Annotated in this window: 17 protein-coding genes; 9 read left to right on the top strand and 8 right to left on the bottom strand. The window is 63.0% G+C overall.

Annotated elements, in window-relative coordinates:
- Positions 1 to 68: 68 nt before the first annotated feature.
- Genes HX821_RS18500 through HX821_RS18485 form a run of 4 tightly spaced genes read left to right on the top strand, consistent with a single transcriptional unit; the run spans position 69 to position 6,390 of the window.
- The gene (locus HX821_RS18500; RefSeq protein WP_003216249.1) at positions 69 to 1,235 is read left to right on the top strand and encodes an efflux RND transporter periplasmic adaptor subunit; all 1,167 of its coding nucleotides are present in this window, start codon (positions 69 to 71) and stop codon (positions 1,233 to 1,235) included.
- Positions 1,232 to 4,327 carry a multidrug efflux RND transporter permease subunit gene (locus HX821_RS18495; RefSeq protein WP_008434191.1) on the top strand — a complete coding sequence of 1,032 codons (3,096 nt, stop codon included), beginning with the start codon at positions 1,232 to 1,234 and terminating at the stop codon, positions 4,325 to 4,327. The genes HX821_RS18500 and HX821_RS18495 overlap by 4 nt, the downstream gene beginning before the upstream one ends.
- 31 nt (positions 4,328 to 4,358) lie before the next feature.
- Complete coding sequence (locus HX821_RS18490; protein ID WP_003216255.1) at positions 4,359 to 5,036, top strand: heavy metal response regulator transcription factor; 678 nt, start codon at positions 4,359 to 4,361, stop codon at positions 5,034 to 5,036.
- The gene (locus HX821_RS18485; protein WP_102369879.1) at positions 5,026 to 6,390 is read left to right on the top strand and encodes a heavy metal sensor histidine kinase; all 1,365 of its coding nucleotides are present in this window, start codon (positions 5,026 to 5,028) and stop codon (positions 6,388 to 6,390) included. Before HX821_RS18490 ends, HX821_RS18485 begins: the two co-directional genes overlap by 11 nt.
- A 12-nt stretch (positions 6,391 to 6,402) precedes the next feature.
- Here HX821_RS18485 and HX821_RS18480 read toward each other — a convergent pair whose 3' ends face one another.
- Positions 6,403 to 7,371 (bottom strand): LysR family transcriptional regulator, encoded by a 969-nt coding sequence (locus HX821_RS18480; protein ID WP_003216257.1) that lies wholly within the window; start codon positions 7,369 to 7,371, stop codon positions 6,403 to 6,405.
- 182 nt (positions 7,372 to 7,553) lie between these two features.
- Here HX821_RS18480 and HX821_RS18475 point away from each other — a divergent pair, with 182 nt between their 5' ends.
- Genes HX821_RS18475 through HX821_RS18460 form a run of 4 tightly spaced genes read left to right on the top strand, consistent with a single transcriptional unit; the run spans position 7,554 to position 12,320 of the window.
- The gene (locus tag HX821_RS18475; RefSeq protein WP_177036208.1) at positions 7,554 to 9,065 is read left to right on the top strand and encodes an efflux transporter outer membrane subunit; all 1,512 of its coding nucleotides are present in this window, start codon (positions 7,554 to 7,556) and stop codon (positions 9,063 to 9,065) included.
- Between the two features lie 10 nt (positions 9,066 to 9,075).
- The gene (locus tag HX821_RS18470) at positions 9,076 to 11,259 is read left to right on the top strand and encodes an FUSC family protein (RefSeq protein WP_008434187.1); all 2,184 of its coding nucleotides are present in this window, start codon (positions 9,076 to 9,078) and stop codon (positions 11,257 to 11,259) included.
- Positions 11,249 to 11,449: a DUF1656 domain-containing protein gene (locus HX821_RS18465; RefSeq protein ID WP_003216262.1), complete on the top strand. Its 201-nt coding sequence runs from the start codon at positions 11,249 to 11,251 to the stop codon at positions 11,447 to 11,449. The genes HX821_RS18470 and HX821_RS18465 overlap by 11 nt, the downstream gene beginning before the upstream one ends.
- Positions 11,450 to 11,459: 10 nt before the next feature.
- Positions 11,460 to 12,320 carry an HlyD family secretion protein gene (locus HX821_RS18460; RefSeq protein ID WP_087692839.1) on the top strand — a complete coding sequence of 287 codons (861 nt, stop codon included), beginning with the start codon at positions 11,460 to 11,462 and terminating at the stop codon, positions 12,318 to 12,320.
- Positions 12,321 to 12,422: 102 nt separating this feature from the next.
- On the opposite strand, the gene HX821_RS18455 is transcribed toward HX821_RS18460, so the two are convergent.
- Entirely contained in the window at positions 12,423 to 12,821 is a 399-nt protein-coding gene (locus tag HX821_RS18455) for a hypothetical protein (RefSeq protein ID WP_003216266.1), read from the bottom strand.
- Positions 12,818 to 14,008: an MFS transporter gene (locus tag HX821_RS18450; protein WP_177036207.1), complete on the bottom strand. Its 1,191-nt coding sequence runs from the start codon at positions 14,006 to 14,008 to the stop codon at positions 12,818 to 12,820. Before HX821_RS18450 ends, HX821_RS18455 begins: the two co-directional genes overlap by 4 nt.
- Before the next feature lie 111 nt (positions 14,009 to 14,119).
- On the opposite strand from HX821_RS18450, the gene HX821_RS18445 reads away from it, so the two are divergent.
- Complete coding sequence (locus HX821_RS18445) at positions 14,120 to 14,983, top strand: LysR family transcriptional regulator (RefSeq protein ID WP_003216270.1); 864 nt, start codon at positions 14,120 to 14,122, stop codon at positions 14,981 to 14,983.
- Positions 14,984 to 15,144: 161 nt separating this feature from the next.
- Here HX821_RS18445 and HX821_RS18440 read toward each other — a convergent pair whose 3' ends face one another.
- From HX821_RS18440 to HX821_RS18420, 5 genes are all read right to left on the bottom strand, one after another.
- A complete protein-coding gene (locus HX821_RS18440; protein WP_177027778.1) occupies positions 15,145 to 15,957 on the bottom strand; it encodes an SDR family oxidoreductase in 813 nt (270 codons plus the stop codon).
- A 20-nt stretch (positions 15,958 to 15,977) separates the two neighbouring features.
- Positions 15,978 to 16,442 (bottom strand): hypothetical protein, encoded by a 465-nt coding sequence (locus HX821_RS18435; RefSeq protein WP_003216273.1) that lies wholly within the window; start codon positions 16,440 to 16,442, stop codon positions 15,978 to 15,980.
- A gap of 154 nt (positions 16,443 to 16,596) precedes the next feature.
- Positions 16,597 to 18,048, bottom strand: a complete 1,452-nt coding sequence (locus tag HX821_RS18430) for a mannose-1-phosphate guanylyltransferase/mannose-6-phosphate isomerase (protein WP_003216275.1) — start codon at positions 18,046 to 18,048, stop codon at positions 16,597 to 16,599.
- A 149-nt stretch (positions 18,049 to 18,197) separates the two neighbouring features.
- Positions 18,198 to 18,845, bottom strand: a complete 648-nt coding sequence (locus tag HX821_RS18425; RefSeq protein ID WP_008434181.1) for an alginate O-acetyltransferase AlgF — start codon at positions 18,843 to 18,845, stop codon at positions 18,198 to 18,200.
- A gap of 16 nt (positions 18,846 to 18,861) precedes the next feature.
- Entirely contained in the window at positions 18,862 to 20,049 is a 1,188-nt protein-coding gene (locus HX821_RS18420) for an alginate O-acetyltransferase (protein ID WP_003216279.1), read from the bottom strand.
- Positions 20,050 to 20,058: the final 9 nt, after the last annotated feature.

Below are 20,058 nucleotides of genomic sequence, written 5' to 3'. Positions count from 1 at the left end.
TGCTGACCCGGTTGGCGGGCTATAAAGAGCCTTCATTCTTCCGATCCTTTGCCCTGGCGCCTCACCCCATGCACATTCAACGAAAACCTGCCTTGATCGTGGGCGTCCTTGTGGTACTGGCCGTGGTTGCCTGGGTGGTGACCCGCCCGGCCAAGACCAAACTGACCGCATCGTCGGCGATCCCGGTGCGGGTGATCAGCGTCAAACAGCAGGACATCCCGCGGTTTGTCAGCGGCATCGGCTCGGTGCTGTCGTTGCACAGTGTGGTGATTCGCCCGCAGATCGACGGCATCCTTACCAAATTGCTGGTCAAGGAAGGTCAACTGGTGAAGGCCGGCGACCTGCTGGCGACCATTGATGACCGCTCGATCCGCGCCAGCCTGGACCAGGCCAAGGCGCAACTCGGGGAAAGCCAGGCGCAACTGCAAGTCGCGCTGGTCAACCTCAAGCGCTACAAGGAACTGAGCATCGACGACGGCGTGTCCAAGCAGACCTATGACCAGCAACAAGCCCTGGTCAACCAGCTCAAGGCCACGGCCCAAGGCAACCAGGCCGCGATTGATTCGGCCCAGGTGCAGCTTTCGTACACCCAGATTCGCTCGCCGGTTACCGGTCGCGTCGGGATTCGCACAGTGGATGAAGGCAACTTCCTGCGCATGAGCGACACCCAGGGCTTGTTCTCCGTGACCCAGATCGACCCGATTGCTGTCGAGTTCTCCCTGCCGCAACAGATGCTGCCGACCCTGCAAGGCCTGATCGCCGCGCAACTGCCCGCCGACGTCAACGCCTACATGGGCGCCGACACCGACGGCCAGACCGGCGACCTGCTGGGTGAGGGCCGCCTGAGCCTGATCGACAACCAGATCAGCGGCACCACCGGCACCATCCGCGCCAAGGCCGAGTTCAGCAACGGCGCTCAGAAACTCTGGCCGGGGCAGTTGGTGACGATCCGCATCCAGACCGCCCTGCACAAGAATGCCCTGGTGGTGCCGCCTACCGTGGTGCAACGCGGCCTGGATTCGCACTTCGTGTACCGGCTCAAGGGTGACAAGGTTGAGGTGGTGCCGGTGCAGGTGCTGTACCAGAACAGCGACATGAACATCCTCCAGGGTGTGCAGGCCGGCGATGTGCTGGTCAGCGACGGCCAGTCCCGGCTCAAGGCGGGCGCCCAGGTCGATGTGCTCAAGGAGCCGCCGCAGGTGATCCAGACCGTTGATGCCAAGGTGCAGCCATGAGCGGCAGTCGTTCGCCGTCGGCCTGGTGCGTCGACCACCCGGTCGCCACCTTGCTGCTGACCTTCGCTTTGGTATTGCTCGGGATGATTGCCTTTCCACGCCTGGCCATCGCCCCACTGCCGGAAGCGGAATTTCCGACGATCCAGGTCAGCGCCACGCTGCCCGGCGCCAGCCCGGACACCATGGCCTCATCCGTGGCAACGCCGCTGGAGGTGCAATTCAGCGCCATCCCCGGCATGACCCAGATGACTTCCAGCAGCGCCTTGGGCTCCAGCCTGCTGACCCTGCAATTCACCCTCACCAAGAGCATCGACACCGCCGCCCAGGAAGTGCAGGCGGCGATCAACACCGCGTCCGGCAAACTGCCCAGCGACATGCCGAGCCTGCCGACCTGGAAGAAGGTCAACCCGGCGGACAGCCCGGTGCTGATCCTCAGCGTCAGCTCGGACAGCATGCCCAGCACCGAGCTGAGCGACTACGTGGAAACCCTGCTGGCCCGGCAGATCAGCCAGATCGACGGGGTCGGCCAGATCAACATTACCGGCCAGCAACGCCCGGCCATCCGGGTGCAGGCGTCGGCCGATAAACTCGCGGCCATCGGCCTGACCCTGGCGGACGTGCGCCTGGCGATCCAGCAATCGAGCCTGAACCTGGCCAAGGGCGCGATCTACGGCGAAAACAGCGTGTCGACCCTCTCGACCAACGACCAGTTGTTCCACCCCGAGGATTACGCCCAACTGATCGTGTCCTACAAGGACGGGGCACCTGTACAGCTGCGGGATATCGCCAAAGTCATCAACGGCTCGGAAAACGCCTACGTGCAGGCCTGGTCCGGCGACACGCCAGGGGTCAACCTGGTGATCTCCCGCCAGCCCGGCGCGAATATCGTCGAGACCGTGGACCGCATTCAAGCCGAACTGCCGCGCCTGCAAGCCATGCTGCCGGCCTCGGTGCAGGTCAGCGTGTTGACCGACCGCACCAAGACCATCCGCGCGTCCCTGCATGAAGTGGAAGTGACCCTGCTGATCGCCATCCTGCTGGTGGTGGCGGTGATGGCGCTGTTCCTGCGCCAGTTGTCGGCCACGTTGATCGTGTCCAGCGTGCTCGGTGTGTCGCTGGTAGCCAGTTTTGCCCTGATGTACCTGATGGGCTTCAGCCTGAACAACCTGACCCTGGTGGCGATCGTGATCGCCGTGGGGTTTGTGGTGGACGATGCGATCGTGGTGGTGGAGAACATTCACCGCCACCTGGAAGCGGGCCTCGACAAGCGCGAAGCCGCGATCAAGGGCGCGGGTGAAATCGGTTTTACCGTGGTCTCCATCAGCTTCTCACTGGTGGCGGCGTTTATCCCGCTGCTGTTCATGGGCGGTGTCGTGGGACGGTTGTTCAAGGAGTTTGCCTTGACAGCCACCTCGACCATCCTGATTTCGGTGGTGGTCTCGCTGACCCTGGCGCCGACCCTGGCCGCGTTGTTCATGCGCGCACCAACCCATCATGCCCACGACAAACCCGGTTTCAGCGAACGCCTGCTGGCCGGCTATGCGCGCAATCTGCGCCGCGCCCTGGCCCATCAACGCACCATGGCCGCGATCTTCATGGTGACCCTGGCCCTGGCCGTGGTCGGCTACGTGTTTATCCCCAAGGGTTTCTTCCCGGTACAAGACACCGGCTTCGTCCTCGGCACCAGCGAAGCGGCGGCCGACGTGTCGTTCCCGGACATGGTCGCCAAGCACAAGGCAATCGCCGAGATCGTCAAGGATGACCCGGCGGTGGAAGCGTTCTCCCATTCGGTGGGTGTGACCGGCAGCAACCAGACCATCGCCAACGGCCGGTTCTGGATTGCCTTGAAAGATCGCGGGGATCGCGACGTGTCGGCCAGCCAGTTTATCGACCGGATCCGCCCGAAACTGGCGAAAGTGCCGGGCATCGTCCTGTACCTGCGGGCCGGCCAGGACATCAACTTGAGCTCCGGCCCCAGCCGCGCCCAGTACCAGTACGTGCTCAAGAGCAATGACGGCCCGACCCTGAATACCTGGACCCAGCGCCTCACCGAAAAACTGCGGGCCAACCCGGCGTTCCGCGACCTGTCCAACGACTTGCAGCTGGGCGGCAGCATCACCCACATCAGCATCGACCGTCAGGCCGCCGCGCGGTTTGGCCTCACCGCCACCGATGTGGACCAGGCACTGTACGACGCCTTCGGCCAGCGCCAGATCAACGAATTCCAGACCGAGATCAACCAGTACCAGGTGGTGCTGGAACTGGACACCCAGCAACGCGGCAAGGCCGAAAGCCTGAACTACTTCTACCTGCGCTCGCCGCTGACCAACGAGATGGTACCGCTGTCGGCGGTGGCCAAGGTCGACCCGCCCACCGTCGGGCCCTTGTCCATCAGCCATGACGGCATGTTCCCGGCGGCCAACCTGTCGTTCAACCTGGCACCCGGCGTCGCGTTGGGCGATGCGGTGATCCTGCTCAACCAGGCGAAGAATGAAATCGGCATGCCGACTACCATCATCGGCAACTTCCAGGGCGCGGCCCAGGCGTTCCAGAGTTCGTTGGCCAGCCAGCCCTGGCTGATCCTCGCGGCACTGGTGGCGGTCTACATTATCCTGGGTGTGCTGTACGAGAGCTTCGTGCACCCGCTGACGATCATCTCCACCTTGCCATCGGCGGGGTTGGGGGCGCTGATCATGTTGTCACTGATGGGCCAGGACTTTTCGATCATGGCGTTGATCGGCCTGGTGCTGCTGATCGGGATCGTGAAGAAGAACGGTATCCTGATGATCGACTTCGCCCTGGACGCCCAGCGCGTACGCGGCCTGCCGCCCGAGGAAGCGATTTACGAGGCGTGTGTCACGCGGTTCCGGCCGATCATCATGACCACCCTGGCCGCCCTGCTGGGTGCGGTGCCGCTGATGCTGGGCTCCGGCCCCGGCGCGGAAATGCGCCAGCCGCTGGGTATCGCGGTGGTGGGCGGGTTGCTGGTGAGCCAGGCGCTGACGCTGTTCACCACACCGGTCATATACTTGTACCTCGAGAAGTTTTTCCACAGACCCAAACCAGCTCCCCAGCTGGCAATCACACACTGAGGCTGAGGCCCCGTCCTGGAACAAAAGGCTCATGCGTGTACTGATTATTGAAGACGAAGAAAAAACCGCCGACTACCTGCACCGCGGCCTGACGGAGCAAGGCTATACCGTCGACGTCGCCCGTGAAGGCGTCGAAGGGTTGCACCTGGCCCTGGAGAACGATTACGCGGTCATCGTGCTCGACGTGATGCTGCCCGGCCTGGATGGCTTTGGTGTATTGCGCGCGCTGCGGGCGCGCAAGCAGACGCCGGTGATCATGCTCACCGCCCGCGAGCGCGTGGAAGACCGTATTCGCGGCCTGCGCGAAGGCGCGGATGATTACCTCGGCAAGCCGTTCTCGTTCCTCGAACTGGTGGCGCGCCTGCAAGCCCTTACCCGTCGCAGTGGCGGGCATGAGCCGGTGCAGGTGACCATCGCCGACCTGTGGATCGACCTGATCAGCCGCAAGGCCAGTCGCAACGGCGTTCGCCTGGACCTGACCGCCAAGGAGTTCTCGCTGCTCAGCGTATTGGCCCGGCGCCAGGGTGAAATCCTGTCCAAGACCTCGATTGCGGAAATGGTCTGGGACATCAATTTCGACAGCGACGCCAACGTGGTGGAAGTGGCGATCAAACGCCTGCGGGCCAAGCTCGACGGACCGTTCGAACAGAAACTGCTGCACACCATCCGTGGCATGGGGTACGTGCTGGAGAACCGCAGTGTCGGCTAACTCCATCGCCCTGCGCCTGAGCGGCATGTTCACCCTGGTGGCGCTGCTGATCTTCCTGTTGATCGGCGGCGCGCTGTACCAGCAGGTGGACAAAGGCCTGGGCCTGCTGCCCGGGGCCGAGCTGGATGCGCGCTACAGCGTGCTGGAGTCTTCGGTCAATCGCTTCGGTACGCCGGACCATTGGGCGAAGATCACCGCCAAGCTCAAGTTGTTGGGAGAGGAAGACAAGCGCATTCGCTTCTGGGTGGTGAGCAGCGACCCGACCTACGAATACGGCAACCCGGACGCGCAGATTCGCGCCTTTGCCGCCGGCCCGACCGGCAAGCGCGACTTGCGCCTGCCGGGCCATGCCTACCCGTTCAAAGTATTGGTCAGCCAGTTTCCAGCCAAGGAGCAGCGCCCGCCGCTGCGTTTCCTGATTGCGGTCGACACCGAGAACTTCCGCGCCACCCAGCATCAACTGCTGGTGGCGCTGATCGGCCTGGCGTTTGTCGGCGTGCTGCTGGCCTCGCTGCTGGGGTTCTGGGTGGCGCGCATCGGTCTCAAGCCGCTGATCAAACTGTCGGACGAGGCGCAGAAACTTGCACCGCCGAAACTCTCCGGGCGCCTGCAATTGTCGCCATTGCCGCCGGAGCTGAAGCAGTTCGTCAACTCCTTCAACTCGACCCTCGACCGGGTGGAACAGGCCTATTCGCGCCTGGAGTCATTCAACGCCGATGTGGCCCATGAGCTGCGCTCGCCGCTGACCAACCTGATCGGCCAGACCCAGGTGGCGCTGACCCGTGGGCGTTCGGCCGAGCATTATTTCGAGGTGCTGCAATCGAACCTCGAAGAGCTGGAACGGCTGCGCTCGATCATCAATGACATGCTGTTCCTGGCCAGTGCAGACCAGGGCAGCAAGGCCACCAAGCTGATCACCAGTTCGCTGGCGGATGAAGTGGCGACCACCCTGGACTACCTGGACTTTATCCTCGAGGACGCCCAGGTGCAGGTGCGTGTGACCGGCGATGCCCAGGTGCAGATCGAGAAGGCGCACTTGCGCCGGGCGTTGATCAACCTGTTGAGCAATGCGGTGCAGCATACGGCGCCTGGCCAGGTGATCGAGGTGAAGATCGAAGTGCTGGCGAATCACGTGGCGATCGGGGTGACCAACCCGGGCGATGAGATTGCCAGCGAGCACCTGCCCCGGTTGTTCGAGCGGTTCTATCGGGTGGACGCGTCCCGCAGCAATAGCGGGGCGAATCACGGGTTGGGACTGGCGATCGTCAAGGCGATCGCGTTGATGCACGGCGGAGATGTGTTTGTGCGCAGCGAGGGCGGCGGCAACACCTTTGGCATTACGCTGCCGGTGTAGCGGCCGCCCCCCTCAGTTACTCAGTCGTACCCCGCCCAAACTGCCACTTAGCTCATAGGCCGCCAGTTCCGCCTGATGCGCGGCCATGATTTCCGGCAGGGAACTGCGCAGGTATTCCACCCACGTCTTGATCTTCGCATCCAGGTATTGGCGCGACGGGTAGATGGCGTACAGGTTGAGCTCCTGGGAGCGGTAGTTGGGCATCACCCGCACCAGGGTGCCGTTGCGCAGCCCTTCAATCGCCGCATACACCGGCAACAGGCCAACGCCCATGCCGCTGGTGATCGCGGTCTTCATCGCATCGGCCGAGTTCACCAGGAACGGTGAGCTGTTGATCGCCACACTTTCCTGGCCTTCCGGGCCATTGAACGACCATTTATCCAGCTGAATCACCGGGCTGACCAGGCGCAGGCACGCGTGGTTGAGCAGGTCGCTGGGCCGTTGCGCGCAGCCGTTGGCCTTGACGTAGGCCGGCGAGGCACAGGCGATGCTGTAAGTTATCCCCAGGCGCTGCGAGACAAACCCCGAATCCGGCAACTCGCTGGCGAGCACGATGGACACGTCGTAACCCTCATCCAGCAGGTCCGGCACGCGGTTGGCCATGGTCAGGTCAAAGGTCACGTCCGGGTGGGTGCGGCGGTAGCGGGCAATCGCATCGATCACGAAGTGCTGGCCGATGCCGGTCATGGTGTGCACCTTCAACTGCCCGGCCGGGCGGGCGTGGGCATCGCTGGCTTCGGCTTCCGCTTCCTCGACATACGCCAGGATCTGCTCGCAACGCAGCAAATAGCGCTTGCCGGCCTCGGTCAGGGCGATGCGGCGGGTGGTGCGGTTGAGCAAACGGGTTTGCAGATGGGCCTCAAGGTTGGAGACCGCGCGCGAGACGTTGGCCGTGGTGGTATCCAGTTGCACGGCGGCGGCGGTGAAGCTGCCGGCTTCGGCCACACAACTGAAGGCGCGCATGTTTTGCAAGGTGTCCATTAAGGTGCTCTCAGGGGAGATGGCAAATTGTGACACGAAGTTGCAGGATCCAGTGATCCCTACGAACGGATTATCGCCTGAACGGTAACAAAGATTCACAAGAATCCCACCTTATCGCCATCCGGCCCGCCCCTTAGAATTGCGCCACCTTCCCCGCAACACCCTCTCAGGAATTCGCAGCAGTGCCGCGTCGCATCAGCAGAGAGCTGAAGACTCTCAGTGTTTGGGCCTTATCGTTAGCAATCAGCGGCTGCATCGGAACCGGAGGAATTGCCCCTCAAGGCCAGTCACTCGTCGCCAGTTCATTGGCCACCGACGAGGCGATCAAAAGCGCCGCCCAGGACGCCCACTGGCCCACCGCGCAATGGTGGCAAGCCTACGGCGACCCGCAACTCAACCACTGGATCGACCTCGCCGTGCAAGGCAGCCCGAGCATGGCCATGGCCGCTGCACGTGTGCGTGAAGCCCGGGCCATGGCCGGGATCGCCGAGTCGGCCGAGTCGTTGCAGATCAATGGTGATGCCACGCTCAAGCGCCATAACTGGCCGAGCGACCAATTCTACGGCCCAGGCGCGCTGGACAATTCCACCACCTGGGACAACAACGCGTCCCTGGGGCTGAGCTATGCCCTCGACCTCTGGGGCCGCGAAAGCAATGCCACCGAGCGCGCCGTGGACATGGCCCACATGAGCGCCGCCGAAGCGCGCCAGGCGCAGCTCGAATTGCAGAACAACGTGGTGCGCGCCTATATCCAGCTGTCGTTGCACTTCGCCCAGCGCGATATCGTGGCCGCCACCTTGGCCCAGCAACAACAGATTCTCGACCTTGCGCAAAAGCGTTTGAATGGCGGGATCGGCACCCACTTCGAAGTCAGCCAGGCTGAGACGCCGCTGCCGGAAACCCATCGCCAGCTGGACGCCCTGGATGAACAGATCGCCCTGAGTCGCAACCAGTTGGCCGCGCTGGCGGGCAAAGGGCCGGGGGAGGGCGCGCAGTTGCAGCGGCCCACCTTGTCCCTGGCCGCGCCGCTGAAACTGCCGTCGAGCGTGCCGGCCGAACTGCTCGGCCAGCGCCCGGACGTGGTCGCCAGCCGCTGGCAAGTGGCGGCCCAGGCCCGTGGCATTGATGTGGCCCACGCCGGTTTCTACCCCAACGTCGACCTGGTGGGCAGCCTCGGCTACGTCGCCACCGGCGGCGGAATGCTGAGTTTCCTGACCGGCAAGAAACTCAACTACACCGCCGGCCCTGCCATCAGCCTGCCGATCTTCGACGGTGGCCGCCTGCGCTCGCAACTGGGTGAAGCCAGCGCCGGCTACGACATCGCCGTCGCGCACTACAACCAGACCCTGGTCAACGCGCTCAAGGGCATCAGCGACCAGTTGATCCGCCGCGAGTCGATGGACAAGCAGCAAGCCTTCGCCGCCGAATCGGTGGCTTCGGCGCAGAAGACCTATGACATCGCGATGATCGCCTACCAGCGCGGCCTCACCGACTACCTCAACGTGCTGAATGCCCAAAGCCTGTTGTTCCGCCAACAGCAGGTGCAGCAGCAGGTCCAGGCTGCACGCCTGAGTGCCCACGCCGAACTGGTGACCGCGTTGGGCGGTGGCCTCGGTGCCGGCAGCGACGTGCCTCAGGACAGCCAGACCTTACCGAGCAAGACCCCGGCGGCCCTCGCCGTGTTTGATCACTGAGTAGGATGCGATGACTCCCTTGCCTGCACCGCTGCGCTGGTTGCACTCGCTTGAGTGGCGCCGCGGTTTCTTCGATTGGGCACGCAGTGATGGCGTGACCTGGGTCTATATCTTCAAGGTGCTGATCGCGGCCTTCCTGACGCTGTGGCTGGCGATGCGCCTGGAATTGCCGCAACCGCGTACCGCGATGATCACGGTATTTATCGTGATGCAGCCGCAAAGCGGCCAGGTATTCGCCAAGAGTTTCTACCGCTTCCTGGGCACCCTGGCGGGCTCGGCGGTGATGGTGTTCCTGATCGCGTTGTTTGCGCAGAACACTGAACTGTTCCTCGGTTCGCTGGCGATCTGGGTCGGCATCTGCACTGCTGGCGCGACCCGCAATCGCAACTTTCGCGCCTACGGTTTTGTGCTGGCCGGCTACACCGCGGCGATGGTCGGCTTGCCGGCCCTGGCCCATCCCGACGGCGCGTTTATGGCGGCGGTGTGGCGAGTCCTGGAAATCTCGTTGGGGATTGTCTGCTCCACGCTGGTCAGCGCCGCGATCCTGCCGCAAACCTCCAGCGCTGCGATGCGCAACGCCCTGTACCAGCGCTTCGGTGTGTTCGCGCTGTTCGTCACCGATGGCCTGCGCGGTCGCAGTGAGCGTGAAGGGTTTGAGCGCAGCAACGTGCGCTTTATCGCCGAAGCCGTGGGCCTGGAAGGGCTGCGCAGCATCACCGTGTTCGAAGACCCGCACATGCGTCGGCGCAATGGCCGGCTGACGCGCTTGAACAGCGAGTTCATGGGCATCACCACGCGCTTCAACGCCTTGCACCAATTGCTCGAGCGCCTGCGCAGCCAGGAGGCCGATCACGTGGTGGCTGCCATCAAGCCGGGCCTGCAAGACCTGGCGGAACTGCTCGACGGTTTTTCCGGCCGTGCGCTCACCAGCCCCGATGCGGCGCGCCTGGCCAATCAGTTGAACGCCTACAAGGAAGGCCTGCCCGCCAAGGTGCGCAGCCTGCGCACCCGCTTCCAGGAAAGCGCCCCCAGCGACGCCGAACTGTTGGACTTTCACACCGCCTATGAGCTGCTGTACCGCTTCGTCGACGACTTGCACAACTACGCCCAGACCCACGCATCCCTGGCGGATCACAGCCACGAGCGCGAACACTGGGACGAACCCTACACCCCCAAAACCAACTGGCTGGCCTGCGCCGCCTCGGGGATTCGCGCCTCGTTTATCCTGATCGTGCTCGGCAGTTACTGGGTGGCCACGGCCTGGCCCAGTGGCGCCACCATGACCCTGATCGCCGCGGCGACGGTGGGTTTGTCGGCCGCCACCCCCAACCCCAAGCGCATGGCCTTTCAAATGGCTTGCGGCACCTTGATCGGGGCGCTGGTGGGCTTTGTCGAAATGTTCTTCGTGTTCCCCTGGATCGACGGTTTCCCGTTGCTGTGCGTGATGCTCGCGCCGGTGATCATCTTCGGTTCGTTCCTGGCTTCGCGCCCGCAGTACGCGGGAGTCGGCGTCGGGTTGCTGATCTTCTTCAGCACCGGCTCGGTGCCGGACAACCTCACGATCTACAACCCCTACACCTTCATCAACGACTACATCGCCATGGTCATCGGCATGCTGGTGTGTGCGGCGGCGGGCGCGATCATCCTGCCGCCCAACAGCCGCTGGTTGTGGCGTCGGCTGGAGCAGGACTTGCGCGAGCAAGTGGTGTTCGCCATCAGCGGTAAACTCAAGGGCCTGGCTTCGGGTTTCGAAAGCCGCACCCGCGACCTGCTGCACCAGGCCTACGGCTTTGCCGCCGGGCAACCCCAGGTGCAACGCAACCTGCTGCGCTGGATGTTCGTGGTGCTGGAAGTCGGCCACGCAATCATCGAATTGCGCAAGGAACAGGCGATCCTGCCGGTGCATCCGGCGTATGCCGAGTCCCAGCCGTGGCGCCAGGCGATCCGGGTGATGGGCCGTTCGCTGGTGCGGCTGTTCCTGCAACCCAGCGCCAGCAACCTGGAGCGCAGCCTGATCGCCGTGGACCACGCCATCAGCCGGGTGCAGGCCACCGACGAACCCTTCGCCCCGCACTTCGACACCTCGGCCCTGCGCCGGGTGAAAAGCTACCTGCACTTTATCCGCACCTCATTGCTGGACCCGCAATCACCCCTGGCTGCCCTCAAGCCCGAAGGACCCGCCCATGCCTCGTGAAATCGCCTTCCACGGCGTCTACATGCCCACCATGACCCTGATGTTTCTGATCGCGGCGGGCCTGGCCTGGGCCCTTGACCGGTTCCTGGCCGGCTTTGACCTGTACCGTTTTTTCTGGCACCCGGCGCTGCTGCGCCTGAGCCTGTTCGCTTGCTTGTTCGGCGCCCTGGCGCTGACCGTCTACCGTTGAGAATGCCCCGATGAAAAAGTTTTTCAGCCTGCTCGCGACCTTGCTGGTACTGGCCCTGGCGATCTGGATTGGCCGCACGTTGTGGGTGCACTACATGGAAACTCCCTGGACCCGCGATGGCCGGGTGCGCGCCGACATCATCAACGTCGCCGCCGACGTCACCGGCGAAGTGGTCAACGTTCCGGTGCGTGACAACCAGTTGGTGAAAAAGGGTGACCTGCTGATGCAGATCGACCCTGAGCATTACCAGATTGCGGTCAAGCAGGCGCAATCCCTGGTGGCTTCCCGCAAGGCCACCTGGGAGATGCGCAAGGTCAACGCCCACCGCCGCGCCGACCTCGACGCCCTGGTGATCTCCAAGGAAAACCGCGACGACGCCAGTAACATCGCCGACTCGGCCCTGGCCGACTACCAACATGCCCTGGCCCAGCTTGAAGCGGCGCAACTGAACCTCAAGCGCACCCAGGTGGTGGCGGCGGTCGACGGCTACGTCACCAACCTCAACGTGCACCGCGGCGACTATGCACGCATCGGCGAGGCGAAGATGGCGGTGGTGGATATGAACTCGTTCTGGGTGTACGGCTTCTTTGAAGAAACCAAGCTGCCCCACGTCAAAGTCGGGGACAAGGCCGACATGCAGTTGATGAGCGGCGAAACCCTCAAGGGCCACGTGGAAAGCATTTCGCGCGGCATCTACGACCGGGACAACCCGGAGAGCCGCGAGTTGATCGCCGATGTGAACCCGACGTTCAACTGGGTGCGCCTGGCCCAGCGGGTGCCGGTGCGGATTCATATCGATGAAGTGCCGGAAGGTGTGCTGTTGGCGGCGGGGATCACCTGCACCGTGATCGTCAATCAAACACAGAACTGAATGTGGGAGCGGGCTTGCTCGCGAAGGCAGTGTGTCAGTCAACGAAAATATCGACTGATCCACCGCATTCGCGAGCAAGCCCGCTCCCACATTTTGACCGTGTCAGGCCTGTAGAAACGTCTCGTGCAAGTGGCGCCACAGCAGGGCGCCACTGGCCTGCTTTTCAAACACCACGGTCGATCGCCGATCGGTTTGGGCACCGCTGCCATCCACCTGCTGCTCGCGATAACTCACCGTCGCGCCACGGGCATGTCGGTCAATCCCGGCAAACTCGCTGAGGCTGATCTTGAACCCGGGCCGCTTGCCGCCAGCCTGGCTGAACAGCTGGTTGAGCAGTGCAAAATCCAGTTGTTTGCCCGCCGGGGTGATCATGGAAAAGTCCGGCGAAAAACGCCTCAGCAAAACCTCCAGTGTTCCCTCGGGGGCTGTGCCGGCAAACCATTGTTCGATTTCGACATGGGCCTGGATCACTTCATCAAAAAAATCGCGGTAGTCAATCATCGTGTGGGCTCGCTGGCAGGGTGAAGCAGTGTCCGTACCTTGGACGCATCCAGCCACAGTACGGCAAATAACGGAAACAGGGTCAACGCTGCGGCAATCGCGAAGGTGACGGTGAACGAGTCCAGCGCAGCCAGCACCCCACTGAGCACGGCGGCACCGAGGCAAAAACTCAATTGCCGATTGATGTTCCACAAGGCGCTGGCATGCCCCATGCGCTCGGCCGGAATGTCGAGAAAGGCCAGGGTTTGCGCGGTGCTGCTGCACAGGCTGCCACCCAGGCCCATCAGGAGGTAGGCGAGCACCACGACAACCGGGTGCGGCTCGATCAGCAACAGGATGCCGAGGGCTTGCAGCAGCATGCCCGCCAGCAGCAGCGGCCTCGGCCCGCAGCGATTGAACAGTTTTTTGCTCAAGGCAATCGCCAGCCCCGAGGCCAGCGCCCACGGCAGCATCAGCGCGCCGATGTGGCTGGCGGTAAAGCCAAGACCGTGCAGATAAAGAATCGCCACCAGGCTGGTGCCGATAAACACGCCCGGGATGAACAGGTAAACCAGCATCGCGACCCGCAGCATCGGGCGGCGAGCCTGGCCCAATACGTGACCGAGCTCCAGCGCCGGGCGTGTGGACGCGGGCGTGTCTGCCACCAGCCAGCGCAAGGTCAGCATCACGGTGATCAGCGCCAGCGGCAGGTTGGCGAAAAAGATCCAGCGCCACGACACGCTGTCCACCACCAGGCCACCCAATGCTGGCGACAACGCCGGAATCAGCAGCGCCACCAGCATGACCCTGGCTGTCAGTTGGCTGCGTTCTGCCGGCGGAAAATGCCGATAGGCCAAGGCTTGCCCCACCGGAATCAACAAGCCGCCACCCAAGCCCTGCAACAGGCGCCAGCCGATCAGCGCTTCAATCGAGGCGGCCTGGCCCACCAGCACCGAGGCTACGCCGAACAGCAACAGGCTGACGGCAATCAACCGGCGCTCCCCCAGCAGCGCCGCCAGCCAAACGCTCAGGGGAATCACCACGGTCAGGCCGAGCATGTAGGCGTTGCCGATCCATGCCAGTTGCGTGACCGAGGCGTGCAACTCGCGGGCGATGTCCGGGTAAGCGATGGTGGCGACAAACATGTTCACCAGGTCGAGGGCGAAGCCCAGTAGAAAGATCCAGGTGACTTTCGAGCGGTAGGTCATTGCGCGGTTCCTGCTGTGGATGGCGGCAGGGTAGGCGGGTGCGGGCACTTGGGAAACAGCGGTTTGACTGTTAGTTTGTCAAAAATATTTTGACAAAGGAGCGCGTGGCATATGGTCAGCCTGGATCGTTTCGACACCTTCAAGGCCGTGGTCGAGGCCGGATCGTTGACGGCAGCCGCTGATGTCCTCGGGCAGACGCGAGCGGTGGTGAGCTTCAACCTCAAGCGCCTGGAAGCCGAGCTGGGCGTGACCCTGCTGACCCGCAGTACTCGGCAACTGGCACTGACCGATGCGGGCGAACGCTTTTACCTGCGCTGCACGCGCATGCTGGAAGAAGCGCGCCTGGCGGTGGAAGAAGCCCGTTCGGAGCACAGCCAGCTCAAGGGCACATTGCGGATCACCACCACCGTCGAATACGGATTGGCGGTGGTGGTGCCGGCAGTGGAAACCTTTCGCGGCCTGCACCCGGAATTGAACATCCAGTTATCCACCTCCTCCAGCCACGCCGACCTGATCTCCGAGCGCTTCGATGTGGCTATTCGATTGGGGCGGATGCTCGACTCCAATCATCGGGCGGTGCAGCTGTCGAGCTACGAAATCCTCGCCGTGGCTGCACCGGGGTTTGCCGGGGTCGCCACGCTGGAAGAACTGGAGCAACTGCCCAAGCTGGGGCACGGGCGGCTGACGGAGTTGACGGTGCTCGACCCGGCCGGCCATGAGCACCTGTACCGTCCAGGCCCCGGCAAGGCTTCACTGGTTGCCGACAGTGCCGCGATTCTCCAGGCGTTTGCCGTGCGCGGGCATGGCGTGGCGATCCTGCCCCAGTGGCTGGTGCAGGAAGACCTGGATGCGGGGCGTTTGGTGCGGTTGCTGCCGGGGTATCGATTTGCGCCGCAGGGGGTGTACGCGTTGTACCCGGATACCCGGCATTTGCCCCTGAAAGTGCGGGCCTTCATTGATTTCATGAAAGGCTGATCAGCCGAGAAACCGTGTGGCGAGGGAGCTTGCTCCCGCTGGGGGGCGAAGCACCCCTGAAAAGGTCAGCGCATTCTTTCAGGAAACTTGGATGGGTGGTTTTGGGGCTGCTGCGCAGCCCAGCGGGAGCAAGCTCCCTCGCCACGGGGAGGCGGGGGCTCTTAGAGCTGGCCGCTCAGGCCAAAGCGCTTTTTCAAGACAGTCTCCAGCAAGCCCTTGGGCAACAGCGCCGCCATCCACGGCAGTGCCCGGCAACCATTACCCGAGCGCAACAGGCGCGGCGGCGTGCCCTGTTGCACGGCCTTGAGCACGTCTGCCGCAAACTGGCTGGCGGGCGTAGGCCGATCCTGGGAGGCCTTGGCCCGGGCGCGGATGCTTTCGCGCAGTGGCCACCAGGGCGACTTTTCATTGATCAACAGTTCGGCCTGGGTGCCGGCGTTTTTTGCAAAACTTGTATCGATGGCGCCTGGCTGCACTTCCATCACCCGCACGTCAAACGGTGCGAGCTCCATGCGCAACGCATCACTCAAGGCATGCACTGCGGCTTTCGAGGCGCAATACGCACCGGCGAACGGTGTGACCAACACGCCGGACACGCTGCCGATATTCACCACCAACCCTTTACGGCGACGCAGGGCCGGGAACAGCGCCTGAGTCACGCCGACCACTGAGAATACGTTGGTCTCGAATTGCTGCTGCATCGCCTGGGTGCCGCCGTCGAGCAACGGACCCATGGCGCCATAGCCGGCGTTGTTGATCAGCACATCCAGCTCGCCGACCTGCCCGGCCAACTGCGCCAGTGCAGCGCTGTCGTTGACGTCCAGTTGCACCGCGTTAAAGCCGGCGCTGGCAAGTGCCGCCACATCCTCGCTGCGCCGGGCGCTGGCCCACACGTCAAAGCCGGCTTGCTTGAAGGCGTCCGCCAGGGCACGGCCAATGCCACTGGAGCACCCGGTGATCAGTACGTTGGGCATGGATCAGTCCTTTGTCGTTATCAGTCAGAGAAGCTGCCTTGCAAATGCTCGGCACGAAATTCCAGGGTTTGCGGGCGGTAGCCGGGGCGCAGCGGCGGCACTGGCAGGCAGTCTTCCCAGGTGGCGCCGGCCTGCAGTTCGCCGGGGCCGCGATAGCGCGGGGCAGCGTACACGTTGTCTGCCAGGTTGACCGTATCGCCCGGCGCATACGCGGCGATGCGCCAACGCAGTTCGGTCAGCGGTACGTTGTTGCCGTTGTTCAAGGTGAGCTTGAGCGGGCGGTCTGCGGGGCATTCTTTCGGCGCGTAGACGGTACGCAGTTCCAGGCGTGCCAATTGCTGGGCCTCGCGGTTGTCCAGCCACACCACCCATACCGCCACCAGGCCCAGGCCGACGGCGGCCGCGAGGGAAACCGGCAACGCCCTGGCGGGGTAGCGCAGCAAGAGGATCAGCCAGGTGATAATCAGCAAGACACCAAAGAACATGGCAACAACCTCGAAAACGGAACGGGCATCCTAACCAAGCGTAGGTGGAGTTGACCATCTTCGGGTTCCCCGGCCCCAAAGAAAAAGCCCCCGGCCCACCGGCTGCGGATAGGGGACGCAGTCGGTGGGGCGGGGGCTTGTTGTGCTGCTCTGTTTACTGCGCGATGGTTTTCACCGAAACGCCACGCTCGATTGGCGTGGATCGACCGTAGATATCTTCAAAGCGTTCGATATCGTCTTCACCCAGGTAGCTGCCGGACTGCACCTCGATAATCTCCAATGGAATCTTGCCCGGGTTACGCAAACGGTGCACCGAGGCAATCGGGATGTAGGTGGACTGGTTTTCGGTGAGCAGGAACACGTTCTCGTCACAGGTGACTTCGGCGGTGCCGCTGACCACGATCCAGTGTTCGGCGCGGTGGTGGTGCATCTGCAACGACAGGCACGCGCCCGGTTTCACCGAGATGTGCTTGACCTGGAAGCGCCCGCCCATATCCACCGAGTCGTACGAGCCCCATGGACGGTACACCTCGCAGTGGTTCTGGGTTTCGCTGCGGCCCTGCTCGTTGAGGGTGTTGACCATCTGCTTGACGCCCTGGACCTTGTCCTTGTGGGCAATCATCATCGCGTCCTTGGTTTCCACCACCACGATGTTTTCCAGGCCAATCACCGACACCAGCTTGCCGTTGCCGTGGATCATGCAGTTCTTGCTGTCCTGGATCACCACGTCGCCCTTGCTGACGTTACCGTTGGCGTCTTTTTCATTCACGTCCCACAGCGATGCCCAGCAACCCACGTCGCTCCAGCCGGCAGTCAATGGCACCACGCAGGCCAGTTGGGTTTTTTCCATCACGGCGTAGTCGATGGAGTTGTCCGGGCAGCAGGCGAAGGTGGATTCGTCGATGTCGATGGTGTCGGCGGTTTGGTTGCTGCGTTCCAGGGTCAGCAGGCAGGTGTCGTAGATGTCCGGGTCGTGTTTTTTCAGCTCTTCGAGGAAGCGGCTGGCACGGAACAGGAACATGCCGCTGTTCCAGAAATAACCACCGCTCTTGACGAATTCGGCGGCGCGTTTTTCATCGGGTTTTTCCACGAACTGTTGCACGCGGCTGACGCCTTCGGGCAGCAGCGAATCGTTGGTCGACTTGATATAGCCGTAGCCGGTCTCCGGACGGGTGGCCGGCACACCGAACAGCACCATTTCGCCACGCTCAGCCGCCACAGTGGCCAGGGCCAGGGCGCGTTGCAGGGCTTTCTGGTCATCCAGCACGTGGTCGGCGGGCAGCACCAGCATCAGTTCGTCGCGGCCTTCGTTGACCAGCATCATCGCCGTCAGGGCCACGGCCGGCGCGGTATTGCGGCCGAACGGCTCCATCAGGATGCGCTGGGTTTCCAGTTTGCGGGCAGCCAGTTGCTCGTTGACGATAAAGCGGTGGTCCTTGTTGCACACCACGATGGGCGCGTCCATGCCGTCGAACACCAGGCGCTCCAGGGTTTGCTGGAACAAGGTGTGCTCGCCGGTCAGGGCCAGGAACTGCTTGGGAAACTGTTTACGCGAAAGCGGCCAAAGACGTGAGCCGCTACCACCGGAAAGGATTACTGGGATCATGGTGTTTCTCCTTGAATCAAATTTGGTTAGAGCCTGTGGGAGCCGGGCTTGCCTGCGATGGCATCACCTCGGTGTACCTGATACACCGAGTTGTCCGCATCGCAGGCAAGCCAGCTCCCACAGGGGGCAGCGTCAATCTGAAAATCTAATCAGCGGGTCGACACAGGGCGTTTCACCCACACTGGCGACAGGTTGGCGCCGGTGCCGGTGACGTACAGCACTGCGGCCTCACCGCGTTCCAGAGCTACCGGCTTCACGTCGCCGACTTTTTTATCGCCTTCATACAGCGCCAGGCTGACCTTCACCGGGTTGATCTCGCGCTCGCCACGGCCCTTGGCGGCCACGGCCTGGACCACGTCGGTCTTGCCATCGGCGGTTTTCAGGGTCAGCGACTTGTCACTGAGGTTCTGCACGCGCACCAGGGATTTCTGCTTGTTCTTGAACGGCGGTTCTTCGATCAGTTGCGGTTGGCCGCTGCCGCTGCTGACCAGGGTGTAGTAGTGGTCGGCGGCGAGCTTGACCGGCAGGGTCTGGCTGCCGACCTTGGCGCTGTAGTCACCGCCCGGCATGAAGCTGAAGTCACTGCTGGCCAGCGGTGCAACCTCGTTGAGGTTGGTGCTGCCGACGGTGGCGCTGACTTCCTGGTTGCTGGCGTTGTACACCCGCACAAAGCTCGAGCCTTTTGGCGCGACGGGACCGTAGAGGGCGGCGTCGCCACCGGCGAAGGCGGACATCGAAACAACGCTCATGCCGGCGACGAGGGCAAAAGTTTTTGCGAGGTTAGTAGTGAAAGTCATGTGAGTTACCTCTCTTTCAGTTTTGCGCCCGGTCGGGCGTCTCGGAGTTCATGTTTTTAACGGTGGGGGTGTTGATAGCCATGTTCTGTTGGCGCATACCGGCTTGTTTGAGCTGCGCAACCCACTGCGGGTCGGCATCGCCGATTTCGTTGTTCACAGGCAGATAACGCTCGGGAAACTCCCAGATCAGCACCTGTGGCGGGCTGTTCTTGAAGTCGTCGCTTTTCAGGTAGCTGAGCATCGGCAGGATCGGGCCGTGGCCGTCTTCGGAGTAGTTGATGACGTCGCTGCCCAGGGCTTGCTTCAGCGCGCCGACAAAGTTCCAGTTCGGGTTGGCGCTGTAGCTGGTGCCCACCAGGGCCACCGGGGTTTCACTGTCGGTGAACAGTGCATCGTCGCCTTTGGTTTCGGCCAGGTGCGTCACGCGTTTTTGCAGTGGCTCCTTGGGCGGCATCAGGTTTTCGAACAGCGGGTCCAGCGGCAGGAACAGGCGCAGGTCGCCCTTGTGTGGCTCGGTCTTCTCGGCTTCGGTGACAAAGCGTTGAGGCTCGCCGCTCAGGGGCGTTTTGTTGGCAATTGTCTTGGCCAATTCTTTGGCCGCCACTTCAGCGCCGTCCGGGGTCCAGTGGGTGTCGGTGCGCAGGAACACTTGTTGGCCGTGCAGCTTGGCCTGTTGCAGCGGACCCATCAGGTCGGGGGCGACGATCTTGTCGGCGGCCATGCGGGCATGGAAGTCCTGGTACAGACCGGCGCGGATGCTCGCCGGCTGCACTTCACCCACGTGTTCCGGGTACAGCCGCACCTTGGCTGGCACGATCGCCATCACCAGTTGGATACCCTGGGCCTTGAGCTTCTGGCGCACGCCTTCCACCAAGGCGTAGTTGCCTTGCAGGTTCTGGTCTTCGTTGACGATCGGGTTGAATTCCTCGTCGCTGTACAACCAGTGGTCGCGGCCAATCACCACGCCAGGGCGGCCTTCGTTGAACAGCTTGTAGTCCAGCGCTGCCCAGAGGTTGGTGCCCAGGCGCTTGATCGGGAACTGGTCGTCGTAGTGGGTCTCGACGGCCTTGGTCCAGCGGCCGTTGAGCACGGTGGCGTCGGCGTTGGTGCTGAAGCCCAGGAAACTGCGCATCGACCAGGCGCCCAACGCCAGCAGCACGGCGAGGAACAAGGCGATGTAGAGGACGCGTAATGAACGGGTCATGGTCGGCTC

It is taken from the genome of Pseudomonas sp. B6001 (assembly GCF_013386015.1).
In the GTDB taxonomy this organism is placed as follows: Bacteria; Pseudomonadota; Gammaproteobacteria; order Pseudomonadales; family Pseudomonadaceae; genus Aquipseudomonas.
This window is presented reverse-complemented; position numbering and strand designations above follow the sequence as displayed.

Coding starts and splice junctions, on each gene's coding strand:
- HX821_RS18480 (WP_003216257.1), bottom strand. CDS start 7,371: ATGGACACCTTGCAAAACATGCGCGCCTTCAGTTGTGTGGCCGAAGCC.
- HX821_RS18460 (WP_087692839.1), top strand. CDS start 11,460: ATGAAAAAGTTTTTCAGCCTGCTCGCGACCTTGCTGGTACTGGCCCTG.
- HX821_RS18445 (WP_003216270.1), top strand. CDS start 14,120: ATGGTCAGCCTGGATCGTTTCGACACCTTCAAGGCCGTGGTCGAGGCC.
- HX821_RS18435 (WP_003216273.1), bottom strand. CDS start 16,442: ATGTTCTTTGGTGTCTTGCTGATTATCACCTGGCTGATCCTCTTGCTG.
- HX821_RS18490 (WP_003216255.1), top strand. CDS start 4,359: ATGCGTGTACTGATTATTGAAGACGAAGAAAAAACCGCCGACTACCTG.
- HX821_RS18470 (WP_008434187.1), top strand. CDS start 9,076: ATGACTCCCTTGCCTGCACCGCTGCGCTGGTTGCACTCGCTTGAGTGG.
- HX821_RS18440 (WP_177027778.1), bottom strand. CDS start 15,957: ATGCCCAACGTACTGATCACCGGGTGCTCCAGTGGCATTGGCCGTGCC.
- HX821_RS18420 (WP_003216279.1), bottom strand. CDS start 20,049: ATGACCCGTTCATTACGCGTCCTCTACATCGCCTTGTTCCTCGCCGTG.
- HX821_RS18450 (WP_177036207.1), bottom strand. CDS start 14,008: ATGACCTACCGCTCGAAAGTCACCTGGATCTTTCTACTGGGCTTCGCC.
- HX821_RS18465 (WP_003216262.1), top strand. CDS start 11,249: ATGCCTCGTGAAATCGCCTTCCACGGCGTCTACATGCCCACCATGACC.
- HX821_RS18455 (WP_003216266.1), bottom strand. CDS start 12,821: ATGATTGACTACCGCGATTTTTTTGATGAAGTGATCCAGGCCCATGTC.
- HX821_RS18500 (WP_003216249.1), top strand. CDS start 69: ATGCACATTCAACGAAAACCTGCCTTGATCGTGGGCGTCCTTGTGGTA.
- HX821_RS18425 (WP_008434181.1), bottom strand. CDS start 18,845: ATGACTTTCACTACTAACCTCGCAAAAACTTTTGCCCTCGTCGCCGGC.
- HX821_RS18430 (WP_003216275.1), bottom strand. CDS start 18,048: ATGATCCCAGTAATCCTTTCCGGTGGTAGCGGCTCACGTCTTTGGCCG.
- HX821_RS18495 (WP_008434191.1), top strand. CDS start 1,232: ATGAGCGGCAGTCGTTCGCCGTCGGCCTGGTGCGTCGACCACCCGGTC.